16 protein-coding genes are annotated in these 14,922 nt (G+C 69.3%); 9 read left to right on the forward strand and 7 right to left on the reverse strand.

Going from position 1 to position 14,922, the window contains the following annotated elements; all coding sequences use genetic code 11:
* On the forward strand, window positions 1-480 hold a 480-nt coding region (locus VGD44_RS26270; RefSeq protein WP_414694733.1), incomplete at its 5' end, for an AMP-binding enzyme.
* Here VGD44_RS26270 and VGD44_RS26275 read toward each other — a convergent pair.
* The gene (locus VGD44_RS26275; protein ID WP_331091732.1) at window positions 470-1,060 is read right to left on the reverse strand and encodes an NAD(P)H-dependent oxidoreductase; all 591 of its coding nucleotides are present in this window, start codon (window positions 1,058-1,060) and stop codon (window positions 470-472) included. The two genes, VGD44_RS26270 and VGD44_RS26275, sit on opposite strands and share 11 nt — an antisense overlap.
* 28 nt (window positions 1,061-1,088) lie before the next feature.
* Complete coding sequence (locus tag VGD44_RS26280) at window positions 1,089-1,568, reverse strand: MarR family transcriptional regulator (RefSeq protein ID WP_331091734.1); 480 nt, start codon at window positions 1,566-1,568, stop codon at window positions 1,089-1,091.
* A gap of 106 nt (window positions 1,569-1,674) precedes the next feature.
* Between VGD44_RS26280 and VGD44_RS26285 the strand changes: the two genes are divergently transcribed.
* The gene (locus VGD44_RS26285; RefSeq protein WP_331091736.1) at window positions 1,675-2,727 is read left to right on the forward strand and encodes a hypothetical protein; all 1,053 of its coding nucleotides are present in this window, start codon (window positions 1,675-1,677) and stop codon (window positions 2,725-2,727) included.
* On the opposite strand, the gene VGD44_RS26290 is transcribed toward VGD44_RS26285, so the two are convergent.
* The 4 genes from VGD44_RS26290 to VGD44_RS26305 are packed head-to-tail and all read right to left on the reverse strand — an operon-like array spanning window position 2,724 to window position 6,677.
* Complete coding sequence (locus VGD44_RS26290) at window positions 2,724-3,431, reverse strand: alpha/beta fold hydrolase (protein WP_331091738.1); 708 nt, start codon at window positions 3,429-3,431, stop codon at window positions 2,724-2,726. The genes VGD44_RS26285 and VGD44_RS26290 overlap by 4 nt on opposite strands.
* The gene (locus VGD44_RS26295; RefSeq protein ID WP_331091740.1) at window positions 3,431-4,378 is read right to left on the reverse strand and encodes a 2-hydroxyacid dehydrogenase; all 948 of its coding nucleotides are present in this window, start codon (window positions 4,376-4,378) and stop codon (window positions 3,431-3,433) included. Before VGD44_RS26295 ends, VGD44_RS26290 begins: the two co-directional genes overlap by 1 nt.
* Complete coding sequence (eno, locus tag VGD44_RS26300; RefSeq protein ID WP_331091742.1) at window positions 4,375-5,676, reverse strand: phosphopyruvate hydratase; 1,302 nt, start codon at window positions 5,674-5,676, stop codon at window positions 4,375-4,377. Before eno ends, VGD44_RS26295 begins: the two co-directional genes overlap by 4 nt.
* Window positions 5,673-6,677 carry an aminoglycoside phosphotransferase family protein gene (locus VGD44_RS26305; protein ID WP_331091744.1) on the reverse strand — a complete coding sequence of 335 codons (1,005 nt, stop codon included), beginning with the start codon at window positions 6,675-6,677 and terminating at the stop codon, window positions 5,673-5,675. The genes eno and VGD44_RS26305 overlap by 4 nt, the downstream gene beginning before the upstream one ends.
* 144 nt (window positions 6,678-6,821) lie before the next feature.
* Between VGD44_RS26305 and VGD44_RS26310 the strand changes: the two genes are divergently transcribed.
* The 3 genes from VGD44_RS26310 to VGD44_RS26320 all read left to right on the forward strand — a co-directional run bounded on the left by VGD44_RS26310 (window position 6,822) and on the right by VGD44_RS26320 (window position 10,686).
* On the forward strand, window positions 6,822-7,421 hold the full coding sequence (locus tag VGD44_RS26310; protein WP_331091746.1) for a VOC family protein: 600 nt from the start codon (window positions 6,822-6,824) through the stop codon (window positions 7,419-7,421).
* Between the two features lie 244 nt (window positions 7,422-7,665).
* On the forward strand, window positions 7,666-9,900 hold the full coding sequence (locus VGD44_RS26315) for a TonB-dependent receptor (RefSeq protein WP_331091748.1): 2,235 nt from the start codon (window positions 7,666-7,668) through the stop codon (window positions 9,898-9,900).
* Between the two features lie 72 nt (window positions 9,901-9,972).
* On the forward strand, window positions 9,973-10,686 hold the full coding sequence (locus VGD44_RS26320; RefSeq protein ID WP_331091750.1) for a glutathione S-transferase family protein: 714 nt from the start codon (window positions 9,973-9,975) through the stop codon (window positions 10,684-10,686).
* A gap of 6 nt (window positions 10,687-10,692) precedes the next feature.
* Here VGD44_RS26320 and VGD44_RS26325 read toward each other — a convergent pair whose 3' ends face one another.
* Window positions 10,693-11,454 carry an SDR family NAD(P)-dependent oxidoreductase gene (locus VGD44_RS26325; protein WP_331091752.1) on the reverse strand — a complete coding sequence of 254 codons (762 nt, stop codon included), beginning with the start codon at window positions 11,452-11,454 and terminating at the stop codon, window positions 10,693-10,695.
* A 134-nt stretch (window positions 11,455-11,588) separates the two neighbouring features.
* Between VGD44_RS26325 and VGD44_RS26330 the strand changes: the two genes are divergently transcribed.
* Genes VGD44_RS26330 through VGD44_RS26345 form a run of 4 tightly spaced genes read left to right on the forward strand, consistent with a single transcriptional unit; the run spans window position 11,589 to window position 14,917 of the window.
* Complete coding sequence (locus VGD44_RS26330) at window positions 11,589-12,899, forward strand: MFS transporter (RefSeq protein ID WP_331091754.1); 1,311 nt, start codon at window positions 11,589-11,591, stop codon at window positions 12,897-12,899.
* Window positions 12,896-13,786, forward strand: coding sequence for an SDR family NAD(P)-dependent oxidoreductase (locus VGD44_RS26335; RefSeq protein WP_331091757.1), 891 nt, complete (start codon window positions 12,896-12,898; stop codon window positions 13,784-13,786). Before VGD44_RS26330 ends, VGD44_RS26335 begins: the two co-directional genes overlap by 4 nt.
* Window positions 13,786-14,520, forward strand: coding sequence for a glutathione binding-like protein (locus tag VGD44_RS26340; RefSeq protein WP_331091759.1), 735 nt, complete (start codon window positions 13,786-13,788; stop codon window positions 14,518-14,520). The genes VGD44_RS26335 and VGD44_RS26340 overlap by 1 nt, the downstream gene beginning before the upstream one ends.
* 10 nt (window positions 14,521-14,530) lie before the next feature.
* A complete protein-coding gene (locus tag VGD44_RS26345; RefSeq protein WP_331091761.1) occupies window positions 14,531-14,917 on the forward strand; it encodes a nuclear transport factor 2 family protein in 387 nt (128 codons plus the stop codon).
* Window positions 14,918-14,922: the final 5 nt, after the last annotated feature.

A 14,922-nucleotide genomic window follows, 5' to 3' on the forward strand; every position in this document is an offset into this window, starting at 1 on the left:
ATGATCAAGGGCCCCACGGTCGCCAGCGCCTACCTCGGCGGCGACCACGGCAGCGCCTTGGATGACGAGGGCTTCTTCGACACCGGCGACGTCGCCACCATCGACGCGAACGGCGACATGCAGATCACCGACCGGGCGAAGGACGTCATCAAGTCCGGCGGCGAGTGGATCAGCTCGATCGACGTGGAGAACATCGCCGTCGGCCACCCCAAGGCCGCCCTTTGCGCAGTTCTCGGCGTCGTCCATCCGAAGTGGGACGAGCGGCCGATCCTGCTGGTCCAGCTGGAACCCGGCCAGACCGCGGAGAAGCAGGAGTTTCTGGAGTTCCTGGAGGGCAAGATCGCCCGCTGGTGGATGCCGGACGATGTCCTGTTCGTCGACGAAATCCCGCTGGGCCCCACCGGCAAGATCGACAAGAAGCTGCTGCGCACGCGGCTCACGGGCTACGCCCTACCGTTCGACGCGGCGGTCAGGCGGTAGGCGGCTCCAGCCGGGTCGCCAGGTCGATCACCCGCGAGACCGTCATGCCCAGGATCTGGGCCGGCAGTGCCTCCTTCAGCGCGCCCGCTTCGTCGAAGGCGTTCTGGGCGAAGGGGATCAGCAGCTGCTCCGTGGCCACCACCGTCTGGATGGTGCCCAGGATCTGGCGCAGGTGGGTGATGCCGCGGATGCCGCCGAACGGGCTGATCGAGGCGGCCATCAGGCCAGCCACCTTCCCGCGGAAGGCGGCCAGCGTGACCATGGTCTCGCCCGGCTCTGTCGGCCGCGAAACCCAGTCGATGGCGTTCTTCAAGACGGCGCTGGTCGAGCCGTTATGCTCGGGTGTCGCCATCAGGAAGCCGTGGTGGCCCACGAACAGCCGCTTCAGCTCGCGCGCCGCGGGCGGGAACGCCTGCGCCTCGAGGTCGCCGTCGTAGAGCGGCAGGTCGAAGTCCTTCAGCCGGATCGCCGTCACTTCGGCGCCCTTCGTCCGCGCATCGGCGACGGCGAGGTCGACCAGCGCCTGGTTCAGCGAACCGGTGCGCGTGCTGCCGGCCATGGCGAGGAGCTTCACGGTCATCTGGGGGTCCCCTAGGTCTTCAGCCGGCTCACACGGCGGAGTCGGTCGGCGTGTCCTCGCCTACGTCGGCGGCCAGGTTGCGGCCCACCTGGATCAGCGCCTTGCGCAGCACCTTCACCTCGTCCTCGGTGAGCCCGGCCAGCGCCACGCGGTTCACCTCGGCCACCGCGGGCAGGAGGACGGTCTGCAGCGCTTTGGCCTCGGGCGTCAGGTAGACGTGCACCTTGCGGCGATCCTCGGTGCTCTGGCGGCGCGCGACAAAGCCGCTGCGCTCCAGGCTCTTCAGCGCGATTACGGTCGTGGGCTCGCGCATGCCGACGCGGCGGCTCAGCTCGCGCTGGGTCAGGCCGTCCTCGCGCCACAGGACCCGCAGGAACCGCCATTGCCCGCTGGAGACCCCGTGAGGCGCCGTCCGCACCTCCAGCGCCCGCGAGAACGAGCGGAACGCAATGCGCGTCAGATAGCCGATGCTGTTGCCCGGGTCGGCGTAGAACTGGATGTCGGTCATGCCCGGACCATTCCATTGCGACCGTCACGCCGCAATCGCGTCCGTTGACAGTCCTTGGACGCCTTCCTACGAAATAGATAGAATACTAATCAATTGGAAAGCGCGAATGCTGCTCCCGGGTCTGCCGCTCCTCCCCACGACCATCGTCGGCAGCTACCCGCAGCCCGACTGGCTGATCGACCGCGAGGGGCTGAAGTCGCGCTTGCCGCCGCGCGTCCGCGCGCAGGAGCTGTGGCGCATCAAGGACCAGCAGGAGCTGGCCGACGCCCAGGAGGCGGCGACGCTGGTGGCGATCAGCGACCAGAGGCTGGCCGGCATCGACATCGTGGGCGACGGCGAGATGCGCCGCGAGAGCTATTCCAACCGGCTCGCCACGGCGCTGGCGGGGATCGAGACCGACCCGCCCGGCATGGCGATGGACCGCACCGGCGCCATGAACCCGGTGCCCCGCGTCGCGGGCAAGATCCGTCGCGCGGGACCGATCGAGTCGCAGGACGCGGCGTTCCTGAAGCAGCGCGCCGGCAGGCCGGTGAAGATCACCATCCCGGGTCCCTTCACCATGACCCAGCAGGCGCAGAACGATTACTACCCCGACGCCCGCGCGCTGGCGCTCGACTACGCGGACGCCGTCAACGCCGAAGCGCGCGACCTGTTCGCGGCGGGGGTCGACATCGTCCAGTTGGACGAGCCCTACCTTCAGGCCAAGGCGGACGAGGCCCGGAGCTTCGCCATCGAGGCGATCAACCGCGCGGTGAAGGGCGTGGGCGGGATCACCGCCCTGCACATCTGCTTCGGTTACGCCCATGTCCACCGCGGCGCCGCGAAGCCCGGCGGCTACGCCTTCCTCGAGGAGCTGGAAGCCTCGGACGTCGACATTATCTCCATCGAGGCGGCCCAGCCGAAGCTGGACCCGTCCATCCTGCGCGAGCTGCCGAGCAAGCACATCATGTACGGGGTCATCGACCTCAACGATCCGAACGTCGAGACCGCCGAGACCGTGGCGGCCCGCATCCGCGAGGCCCTACCCTACATCGACGCCGAGCGTCTGATCATCGCGCCGGACTGCGGCATGAAATACCAGAGCCGCGAGGTGGCCTTCGGCAAGCTGAAGGCGATGGCGGACGGCGCCGCCATCGTCCGCCGCGAACTGCAGGGCTAGGTGGGCTGCTCGGCCAGCCAGTCCCTCAGGAGACGGTTGGTCATCTCAGGGCTTTCCAGCGTCGGCAGGTGGCCGCAGCCGGGGATCTCGACGAACCGCGCGTGCGGGACGCCCGCCAGGATCTCGTCCTGATGGGCCCGGGTGGTGATGCCGTCCTCGGCGCCGCGGATCACCAACGTCGGGACGTTGATGGCCGACAGCGAGGGGCGGCTGTCGATGCGGCTCATGATCGCCCGCTGCTGGGCGAGGAACCGCTCGGCGCCGGTGTCGTCGGCCATGCGCCGCACGAGGTCCAGCAGCCGGGCGTCATCGCGGCGGTCGGGCGGCAACAGGATCGGCACGCGCTCCTCCACCACCTGATCGAACTGACCGGCCTCCACCAGCCGGATGTAGCCTTGGCGGCGCTCGGTCTGGGCGGGACCGTCGTTCGGCGCGAGCGTGGCGATCAGCACAAGGCTCAGCACCCGCTCGGGCTGCTGGCGCATGACCTCGAAGGCGGTGAAGCCGCCCATGGCGTGGGCGATCAGGTGGAACCGCTCGGGCGCCGCGTCCAGCAGCCGTTGCGCCATGCCGGCGATCGTGTCGTCGCGACCGTGGTCGGCGACGACGACGTCGTAGTCGTGGCTGAAGGCGGCCGCCTGGGGCGCCCAGACGTCTTCCGTGAGGAGCTGGCCTGTGGCGAAGACGACCGTCGGACGCTGCATCACACCACCTGGTTCACGAGGGCCTGCCCGGCAATCAACCGGCGGCAGTTGTCGAAGGCCACGGCGAGGCTGCGGTCCAGGGTCTCGGGCGTCAGCCAGGCCTGGTGCGGGGCTACGACCACATTGGGCAGCGTCAGAAGCGGATTGGCCGGGTTCACGGGCTCGGCCGCGAACACGTCCAGGCCCGCGCCGCCGAGGCGCCCGGATCGCAGCGCCTCGACCAGCGCCGCCTCGTCCACCAGCCCGCCGCGTGCGGTGTTGACCAGGATGGCGCCGGGCCGCATCGCCGCCAGCGCCTCGCGCCCGATCAAGCCCTCGGTCTCCGCCATCAGGGGCACGTGCAGCGAGACGATGTCGGCCTCGGCCAGCAGCTCGGCGAGGGTCACGAACCGGCCCGGCAGGCCCGGCTTCGGGCCGCGCGCGGTATAGACGATCCGCGCCCCCAGGGCCTCCAGAGCCGCCCCCAGCCGCGAAGGCGCCGAGCCGTAGCCCACGAAGCCGACGGTGCGGCCGGCGATCTCGCCCACGCCGTCGATCAGGTCGAGATCGGGCGCCCAGCCCTCGCCGCGACGGGTCAGGGGATCGAGGTAGGACAGCCGTCGTAGCACCGACAACATCAGCGCCAGGGTCATCTCGGCTACGGCCTGGCTGTTGGTCCCCGGCATGTTGGCCACGGCCACTCCAGCGGCCCGCGCCGCCTCCAGGTCGATGGTGTTCACGCCGACGCCCAGCTTCTGGACCAGCCGCAGGTTCGGCGCGCCGGCGATCATCGCGGCCGTCACCGGCTTCAGCACGTGGAGCAGCACCTCGGCGTCGGCGATCTCGCGTGCGAAGGCCTCGTCGTCGGTCTCGTCCACGACGACGGCCTCGATGCCCGCCGTCGCGGCCTGCCGCGCCAGCATCAGGCGGAAGCCCGTGCTGGCCCGATAATGCAGGACCGCCTTCATGCGAGGCCTGCAGCGACGGAAGGCGCGAAGGCGGTCGGCCCTGCGAACACGGCGTTGGCGCCCATGGCCTCCTCGATCCGGAGCAGCTCGTTCCACTTCGCCATGCGCTCGGAGCGGGCGAAGCTACCCACCTTGATCTGACCCGCGTCCCACCCCGTGGCGAGGTGGGCGATCGAGACGTCCTCGGTCTCGCCCGACCGGGCGGAGACGATCGCGCCCCAGTTCAGCGCCCGGGCGGCGTCCAGCGCGGCCTTCGCCCGGGTCACCGTGCCGGCCTGGTTTACCTTCACGAGCACAGCGTTGCCCGCCTGGGCCTCCGCCGCACGGCGAACCCGCTCGGCGTTGGTCACCAGGATGTCGTCGCCGATGAGCTGCACCCGCTCGCCGTAGGCCGATGTCGCGGCCGCGAAACCCGTCAGGTCGTCCTGACTCACCGGGTCTTCGATCGACAGGATCGGGTAGAGCCGCACCCAGGCCGCCACGCGCTCAACCATCTCGGCCGTCGACAGCTCGGCCCCGTCCAGACCCAGGCGGTAGCGCCCCTGCCCGTCGTCCAGCTCGTTCGCCGCCACGTCCAGCGAGATGAAGACGTCCTCTCCCGGCCGAAAACCCGCCCGCTCGATCGCGACGGTCAGGTCGCCCAGCGCCTGCTCGTTGGAATCGAACAGCGGCCACCAGCCGCCCTCGTCGGCGGCGCCGGCCAGGCGGCCCGTGTCGGCCATCAGCTGTCCGGCAGCGCGGAACACATCGGCCGTGATCTCGAACGCCTCGCGCACCGTGGCGGCGCGCGGCGTCATGATCATGAAGTCCTGCACGTCGGTACGGCGGCCGGCATGGGCGCCGCCGCCGAAGATCTGGATCTCGGGCAGCGGGATGCGCACCTTCCGGCCCTGCGCCAGCCAGGCCCAGAGTGGAACGCCCTCGGCCGCCGCCGCCGCGTGCAGCGTCGCCAGCGAAACGGCGACCGTCGCATTGGCGCCGAAGCGCGCGAGGTTCGGCGTCCCGTCGGCCTCGGTCATGGCCGCGTCGAGGCCGGCCTGGTCGCGCACGTCGCGGCCGGCCAGCAGCCGGGCGATCTCGCCGTTCACGGCCGCTACGGCCAGGTCAACGCCCATGCCGCCGAAGCGGGCTCCCCCGTCCCGCAGGTCGAGGGCTTCATGGGCCCCGCGCGAGGCGCCTGCCGGGGCCAGGGCGCGTCCCGTGGCGCCGCCGGCCAGGGTGACATCGGCCTCGACGGTGGGGCGCCCGCGGCTGTCCCAGACCTGGCGGGCGCGAACGGCGGTGATCGTGGTCTTCATCGGGCTTCCAAAGCATCTCGCCAGGCGGTGGCCAGGCCGTTCATGCTGGCGGGGGTCGCGGCGACGAAGCGCCGGGCCGCATCCCGCACGAAGCCGCGATCGTCGTCGGTCCGTAGATAGTCGGCGGGCGACTTGCCGTCCACGCGCGCCAGCAGCACGGCGGCGGTCAGTTCGGCGGCGCGAACCTCCAGCGCCTCGGCGGCTTCCCAGCTCACCCCCGCCAGGTACGACTGCTGGAGAGCCGCGAATGATGCCAGGAACGCCGCCGCGTAGGCAGGCTTCCACACGGTCTTGAGCAGCAGGTGCGCCGAGCAGAAGGCGAGGTCGAAGGCCGGGTCGCCATACCAGGCGCACTCGGCGTCCAGCAGCACCGGCCCCAGCGGCCCGTGCAGGATGTTCTTCGGGCTGACGTCGCCGTGAACCAGCGTGATCCGCGCGGCCGCCGTCCGATCGGCCAGCGCCACGAGCCGCTCCGAGAGGTCCGGGTGCGCCTCGGCGCAGTGGCGCAGGAAGGGCTTCAGACGTAGGTCCTCGAAGAGCGCGGTCGTCTGGAAACGAGCGGCGATCTCAGGCGAGCCGGCGGCGCCGGCATGCACGGCTGCCAGCAGCGCGCCGACCCGCCCCGCGAACCCGACGTCCACCCGCCCTTCCGACAGGTCTGTCTTCCAGACGCTGTGGGTGGCCGGGTCGAAGAAGCTCATCACGAACAGGCTGGCGGCGGCGTCCTCGAACAGGACCTGCGGAACGGCTTCGCCGGCGAAGGCGCGAGCGGTCTTCAGCCACTCGACCTCGTAGTGCGACCGCTCGACCGGCGCGCGCCAGTCGGCGGCGACGCGGAGCTTGGCCAACGCCCGCTTCACGCAGACCGGCCCCTCGGCGGTGTCAAGCCGGAACACGTCGCTCGAGACGCCGCCGGTCAGGCTGTGCAGGTCCGGAGCGGCGTCACGAGCCAGGAATCCGCTCGCCTTCAGCGTCTCGACGATGTCTTCTGCGTCTGTCACGATTGGATAGTTAGAATTCTAATCAAATTCCGTCCAGCGTCGCACGTAAGCGTCAATCAAATTGACGGAATGTGGCGCCGGGCGTCTAATGTGGGCGAACAACGATCGGGCCCGCGGGCCCGGCCAGGAATGCGAGGAAACGTCATGGCTGCGCCGAAAAACACCGAATTCGATATCCGCGGCGTCAATCACATCGCGCTCGTGTGCAAGGACATGGCCAAGACGGTCGAGTTCTATCGGGACGTGCTGGGCATGCCGCTGATCAAGACCATCGACCTGCCTGGTGGCCACGGCCAGCACTTCTTCTTCGACATCGGCAACGGCGACTCGCTGGCCTTCTTCTGGTTCCCGAACTCGCCGGCGGCGGCGCCCGGCATCGCCGCGCCTTCACAGCTTCCTGGGGGTGGCGACATCGCCTCGGCCCACGGTTCGATGAACCACCTCGCCTTCAACATCTCTCCCGACAAGTTCGACGAGTATGTCGACAAGCTGCGCGCCAAGGGCATCAAGCTCGGCCCGGTGCTGAACCACGACAATTCGCCCAGCCAGGTCAGCGCCGAGGTCACCGACGACGTCTTCGTGCGCTCGGTCTACTTCTGGGATCCGGATGGCGTGATGCTCGAGTTCGCTGCCTGGACCCACAAGGGCTTCACTGAGAAGGACGTCGCCCACGAGGCCGTGGACGACAAGGGCCGGAAGTCGCGGCCCGTGGTCCTCCAACCCGCGCTCGAAGCCGCGAAATAGTCACTCGGCGAAAAGGGTTCGGTCGGCCATACGACGTCGGTTGACAGAAACGCTTAGCAATCTAATCATAATCCGGTCCCGCCCGGCGCTGCGATTGGCGCGTGCGTCTGAGGCGAATTCAGCCGCACCGGGAAAGCGTCGCCAAACCGTCAAGTAAATTGACATAAGACGGCCACGGGCGCAGGTTCCGCCAACAACGTTCGATCAACAGAACGCCGATACGGAAGAAGAGGGGGAGACGGCGATGATCGCCCGGATTCTGTTTGCAACCACGATGCTGGTAAGCCTCGGCGCGGGGCCTGCCTTCGCCGCCGACGCCCAAGCCGATGCGGGAAACACCGTCGGCGAGGTGATCGTTACCGCCCTGAAGCGCGAACAGAAGCTGCAGGACGTGCCGATCTCGATGGAGGTCGTCTCGGGCGAGAAGATCGCCGACTTCGGCGCCAACGACTTCAAGCAGGCGGTGAAGTTCGCCCCGAACGTCTCGGTCGAATCCACCGCCGGCAACGACGTCATCTACATCCGCGGCTTCGGCTCGCCGCCGGCCAATTTCTCGTTCGACCAGGCCGTCAGCCTCTACATGGACGGCGTCTACGCAGGCAAGAACCGCCAGGCGCAGTCACCGTTCTTCGATCTCGAGCGGGTCGAGGTGCTGCGCGGCCCGCAAGGCGCACTGTTTGGCAAGAACACCGCCGCCGGCGCCATCAGCATCGTCTCGGCCGGCCCCACGTCCAGCTTCGAAGGCGGTGTGACCGCGGCCTACAACTTCGAGCTCGAAGGCCCCGAAGTGACCGGCTACGTGTCCGGCCCGATCACCGATACGCTCGGCGCGCGCCTCGCCGTGCGGCTGGTCGACCAGGACGGCTACATCAAGAACCGGGCGAACGGGAACGACGAGCCGGCCAACGAGATGGCGCTGGCCCGCCTGACCCTGCGTTGGACGCCCAGCGAGACGTTCGACTACACGCTGAAGACCGAATACGCGAACCGCGAGACCAAGGGCGGCATGAACGTGTCGAGCCCGCTGTCCACCGGCCAGCAGCCGCACGACTTCCGCTTCTCGACCCAGAACCCGATCGGGCCCGAGGGCACGAAGGCCTTCTCCTGGCTGATCTCGGGCACCGGCAACGTTCAGTTGGGCGAGTTCACGCTGACGTCGATCACGGGCTACTCGTTCTTCAAGTCGAACATCGTCAACAACTTCGACCAGGCGCTGCCGACCGGCGGGACCACCCGCAACAGCGTCTACAACAGCTATCCCGAGCACTTCCGGCAGTGGTCGCAGGAGGTGCGGCTGCTGTCGCCCACGGGGCAGAAGCTCGAGTACATCGTCGGCGCCTATTACGACACGTCCCTGTATCGCCTGACCCAGCTCGGCGGCTTCGACATCAACCTGCCGGGCGTGCTGGTCTATTTCGGCCTGCTCAACACCGAATTCCGCCAGCGGGCGGAGTCGTTCTCGGTGTTCGGCCAGGGCACCTACCACTTCACCGACCAATTCCGCGCCGTCGGCAGCCTGCGCTACACCTCGACCGACAAGCGTGCGCACTTCTTCGGCCGCCTGCGCTATGGCCCCTTCGCCCTGCGTCCGGTGAACACGGTGGCCAACGGCGAGATCAACAACGAGGACAACTGGGATCCCTCGATCACGCTGCAGTACGACATCGACCCGCAGATCATGGTCTACGCGACCTATGGTCGGGGCTCGAAGTCGGGCGGCTTCGTCTCCAACACCTACGGCACGACCAACGCAACGTTCCGGTTCCGGCCCGAGAAGTCCCAGAACTACGAGGTGGGGGTGAAGTCGACGCTCGCCGATGGGCGGCTGGTGCTGAACGCGTCGGCCTACAAGACCAAGTTCAAGGACCTGCAGGTGTCGGTCTACAACCCGGCGCTCTCGATCTACCAGACCGGCAACGCCGCCAGCGCCAGTTCAACGGGCATCGAGGGCTCAGCCGCCTGGTACCCGGCGCGCGGCCTCGACTTCACCCTGGCCGCCGCCTACCAGGACGCCGAGTACGACGACTACCCGGGCGCGGCGTGCCTGGCTTCCCAGCCGATCACCGAGTGCAATCCGACGTCACCGGCCAGCCAGGCGGCGAACAACATCGCCGGCGCGCCGCTGCCGTACACGTCGAAGTTCAGCTACAACCTGACCGGCCACTACCGGTTCGAACTGCCGAACGAAATGGCGCTCGACACCAACGTCGTCGTGTACGGCCGCTCCAAGTACTTCGACTCCGACAACCAGAGCCCGCTCTTCGGCCTTCAGAAAGCCTACACCAAGCTGGACGCGCGGATTCAGTACGGACCGGTCGACGAGCGCTGGCACGTGGCGGTCGTCGGCAAGAACCTGACCAACGAGAAGACGACCGGCAGCGCGTTCAACCTGCCCTTCCCGATCACCGCCTCGCCGCGAGCGATCCTCTACCTCGAGGAGCTTCGCTCCATCGCTGTCGAAGCCGGGCTGAAGTTCTAGCCTGGAGAGCAGCGGCGGGCGTCTTTCCCCAGACGCCCGCCGCCACTCTGTCCGCGTCCGCCAGGGAACCCCATGATCGACGTCCACTTCGTGCCCACGCCCAACGGCCACAAGGTGACGATCATGCTGGAGGAGCTGGGCCTGCCCTACCGGCTGATCCCGTACGACATGCTGAAGGGCGACCACCTCGCGCCCGATTACCGGAGGGTCAACCCGAACGGTCGCCTGCCCGCCATCGTCGACGATGAGCCGATCGGCGGCGGACCGCCCTTCGCCGTCATGGAGTCGGGCGCGATCCTGCTCTACCTCTCCGAGAAGGCCGGCGGGGCGTTCATGCCCGCCGATCCGCGCCGCCGCTCGCTCGCCCACCAGTGGCTGATGTGGCAGATGGCCGGCCTCGGGCCCATGCACGGCCAGGCGCACCACTTCATCCGCTACGCGCCCGAAGGCCAGGACTACGGCGTGGCGCGCTACACCAACGAGGCCAGGCGCCTGCTCGCCGTGCTGGAGCGCCGGCTCGGCCAGGCCGAGCACCTCGCCGAGGAATACTCCGTGGCCGACATGGCCGCCTGGCCTTGGGTCCGCGCCACGCGCGCCATCGCGCTAAGCCTGGAGCCTTACGCCAACATCAGCCGCTGGTTCGCCGCCGTCGGCGACCGCCCAGCGGTGCAGCGGGGCACCGAGGTGAAGAACGCGCCCAACCTCGGCAGCCAGCGGCCCGTGCTGACCCCCGAGGAGTGGTCGAACCTCTTCGGCGAGAACATGCTGAAATCCAGCGAAGCGTGAGCGGCCTCAGGCGGCCGTGCCGCCGCCGTCCACCGCGATGTCGGCGCCGGTGACGTAGCCGCTGTCGTCCGAGGCCAGGAACAGGGCCACCTTCGCCACGTCCTCCGGCTCGCCGATGCGCTTGATCAACTGGCGCGACACGGCGCGCTCGGTCCAGCCCGGCTGTCTCATTAGCGGCTCGGTCTGGGCCGAGCGGATCATGCCGGGTGAGATGGTGTTGGCGCGGATGCCGTGCGCCGCGCCCTCGGCCGCGTACTGGCGGGTCATGGCGATGACCGCGGCCTTGGCCGCCGAGTGGGCCAACATCCCCTGGCCAGTCGAGGCGCGCTTCGCCGCCGTCGAGGCGGTGTTGATGATCGAGCCGCCGCCGCGCGCGATCAGGTGCGGCCAGGCCGCGCGGCAGAGGTGGAAGATGATATCGACCTCCTCGCGCTGCGTGCGGTCGAAGGTCTCGAAGTCCATGTCCGGGACGAACGCGAAGTAGGCCATGGCTGCGTTGTTGTAGACGATGTCGAACCCGCCGAACTGCTCAAGGGCGAACGCCACCAGCTGTTCGGCGCCCGCCTGCAGCGACAGGTCCACCGGCTGCAGCGAGGCCATCCTCCCTCCGGCTGCTCGCACTTCGTCGGCCACGGCGCCGGCCGCCGGATTGACGTCGCAGCCCACGATGGCCGCGCCTTCGCTGGCGAAGAGCAGGGCCGCCGCGCGCCCCATGCCGCTGCCGGTCCCGGTGATGATCGCGACCTTGCCCGCCAGCCGACCCACCATCGCACGCTCCCTTTTCTCGGAGCCTACGCACCGCGCGGAATACTTCGCAAGCTAACCGTAAACTTGCTTGACGCATCGGGACCCCGGAATACGGTTGGACGCAAGGCGCGGAACGACGCCATCGAGGGAGTGAGATGGACCAGGCCGCCGCCGTCATGAACTCGCCGCAGGTCGTCGCCCGGCCCGGCCGCACGGTAGCGCTCCTGCTGCTCACGGCGGTCGGCACGATGAACTTCGTCGACCGGCAGATCCTGTCCGTCCTGGCCGAGCCGATCCGCCAGGAGCTGGGCTTGAGCGACACCCAGCTGGGCCTGCTGACCGGCCTCAGCTTCGCGCTGTTCTACGCGATCATGGGCGTGCCGGCCGCGGTGCTGGCGGACCGCTATCACCGGGTCCGGCTGGTGGCCGCTGCCTGCCTGATGTGGAGCATCTTCACCGGCGCCTGCGCGTTCGCCCAGTCGTTCGTCCAGCTCGCTTTGGCGCGCTTCGGCGTGGGCGTGGGCGAGGCCGGCGGCACCGCGCCTTCGCTGGCCATCCTGGCGGACTACTACCCGGCCCGGCATCGGCCGGCCGTCATCGGTCTCTTCACCGCCAACGGGCCGCTGGGCGTGTTCATCGGCGCCAGCCTGGGCGGGTGGGCCGCGGGCCAGTTCGGCTGGCGCGGCGCCTTCGTGCTAGTGGCCGCGATCGGCGTCGTGGCGGCGTTGCTGCTGGTGCTGTTGGTGCGCGAGCCGGCCCGCGGCGGACTGGACGACGGCCCGGCCCGCCACGCCGAGCCCGCCCGCCTGGGGCCTACGGTGCGGCTCTTCCTGTCACGCCCCACCCTGCGCTGGCTGCTGTTCGCAAGTGGCCTCTCGGCTTTCGTCAGCTACGGCATGCTGAATTGGATCCCGGCGTTCCTGATGCGCGTGCAGGGCATGCCGCTGGCCGAAATCGCCCGCTGGTTCGGGCCGGCCGCCGGCCTCTGCTTCGGCGTCGGCATCGCGGGCGGCGGCGCGCTTGTGAACTGGGCGGCGCGGCGCAGCCTGAAGGCCTATGCCTGGGTGCCCGGTGTCTCCATGCTCCTCACCGCGCCGACCCTGGCGCTGGCCGTGATGGCGCCCGACTGGCAGACCTCGCTGGCGCTGATGACCGTGCCGATGGTCTGCTGCACGATCTACGTCGCCCCCGCGCTCGCCCTGGTGCAGAACCTCTCGCCGGCCGCTGCGCGGGCCACCGTCACCGCCCTCCTGCTGCTGGCGTTCAACCTCGTGGGCCTCGGCGGCGGGCCCTTGGCCATCGGCATGCTGAGCGACGGCCTGGCCTCGCAAGGCGCCGAGGCGCCGCTGCGCACCGCGCTGCTTTGGCTCGCGCCGGTGGCCGTGGTCGCCGCAGCGGGCTACTTCGGGGTCTCACGCGTGGTCGGGCGCGATGCCGAGGCCGTCCACCGGGAGGCCGTGGCATGAAGGACCTGAAGGACAAGACCGCCTTCATCACCGGCGGCGCCGGCGGCATTGGCCTGGCCACCGCCCGGGCGCTGGCGACCCGCGGCGCGCGCGTGATCCTGGCCGACATCGTCGCCGACAAGGTCGAAGCCGCCGCAGCCGAACTGCGCGCCCGGGGCGTGGACGCGGTGGGCATCCGGCTGAACGTGGCGGACGAGGCCGACTGGGCCCGCGCCGGCGAAGCGGCCGCGCGATTCGGCGAGGTCCGCATCCTCTTCTCCAACGCCGGCGTCGGCGGCGGCTCTGGCAGGTTCGAGACCTACGATCCCGAGGTCTGGCGGTGGGCTTATGCCGTCAACGCGCACGCGCATCTCTACGCTTGCCGCACCTTCCTGGGCGGGATGAAGGCGTCGGGCGCGCTGTGCCACTTGGCGCTGACCGCCTCGATGGTGGCCATCGTCCCGCCGCCGATCTCGGTGGCCTACATCTCCTCGAAGTTCGCCACCCTGGGCATCGCCATGGCCCTGCGCAATGAGCTCGCGGAAACCGATGTGGGGATCTCGGTCCTCTGCCCCGGCATGTCGGCGACCAACATCGTGGCCACCACCGCGTCCCTCCGCCCCGGCGCGGGCGAGCAGGGGCAGGCGGCCCAGACGGCGCAGAACATGAGCGGCGTGCTGGCCGGCGGCATGGACCCCGGTCCCATCGGCGAACGCGTGGCGCAGGCCATCGAGGCCGGCCAGTTCTTCATCTTCACCCATCCCGAGTGGAAGGGGATGGCGCAAGCCCAGTTCGCCGAGATCCTGGGCGCCTTCGGGACGTCGGCGGATCCCACCTATGGCGGTGACGACATCGCGGGCCTGGTGGCTGCGAACGGCGCGCGGCGCATGAACGTGGTGACCGGCTGATGATCGACCTGCACTTCGTGCCGACGCCGAACGGCCACAAGGTGTCCATCATGCTGCTCGAGACCGGGCTCCAGCATCGGATCATCGCCTACAACCTGCTGGCCGGCGATCTCCGCACCCCTGAATTCCGCGCCATCAGCCCGAACGGCCGGGCGCCGGCCATCGTCGACCACGACCCGATCGGCGGCGGCGCGCCCTATCCGATGTTCGAGACCGGCGCGATCCTGATCTACCTCGCCGAGAAGACCGGCCAGTTCCTGCCCGCCGAGCCGCGCGCCCGCTACCGCGCGCACCAGTGGCTGATGTGGCAGATGTCGGGCCTGGGGCCGATGCATGGTCAGGCCCACCACTTCGTGCGTTACGCGCCCGATCCGCCGGAGTACGCGGTCAACCGCTACATGACCGAGGCGCTGCGCCTCCTGGACGTGATGGACGCGCGGCTGGCCGAGGCGCCATACCTCGCCGGAGACGAGTACTCGATCGCCGACATTGCCTGCTGGTCCTGGATCCGCGCCGCCCGCGCCATCGATATCGAGATCGCGGACTGGCCGGCGCTGGCCGCCTGGTTCGAGCGGGTCGGCGAACGGCCCGCGGTGCGAGAGGGCGCTTACCTGCCGCCCGACAATTTCCAGCTCAAGAAGGCCAAGACCAAGATGCCGGTCACGCCGGAACAGTGGGCGATGCTCTTCCAGCACGACATGCAGGGCCGGCCGTACGCCGCGCCGCGAGCCTAAGGAGACCCCGATGTCCGACGACGCGATGCGCGCGCTCGCCAAGCGCTTCTTCGACTGCGTGGAAGCCGGCGACATCGACGGCCTGGTCGCCTGCTACGCCCCCGACGCCGAGATCTGGCACAACACCGACGAGCAGATCCAGGGGCCCGAGGACAACAGGAAGACGCTGGCCGGCATGGTCACGCGTATCCTGGACCGGGTCTACGACAACCGCCGCGTCGAGGTCTTCCCGGGTGGCTTCCTCCAGCAGCACGTGCTGCGCGGCACCCGCAAGCACGACGGTGTGCGCCTGGCCCTGCCGGCGTGCATCATCTGCCAAGTCAGGGACGGGAAGATCACCCGCCTGGACGAATACTTCGACAGCGCCCGCGTCGCCGAATTTCGCAAGTTCGCCTGAGGAAA

It is taken from the genome of Phenylobacterium sp., assembly GCF_036402295.1.
GTDB lineage: Bacteria > Pseudomonadota > Alphaproteobacteria > Caulobacterales > Caulobacteraceae > Phenylobacterium.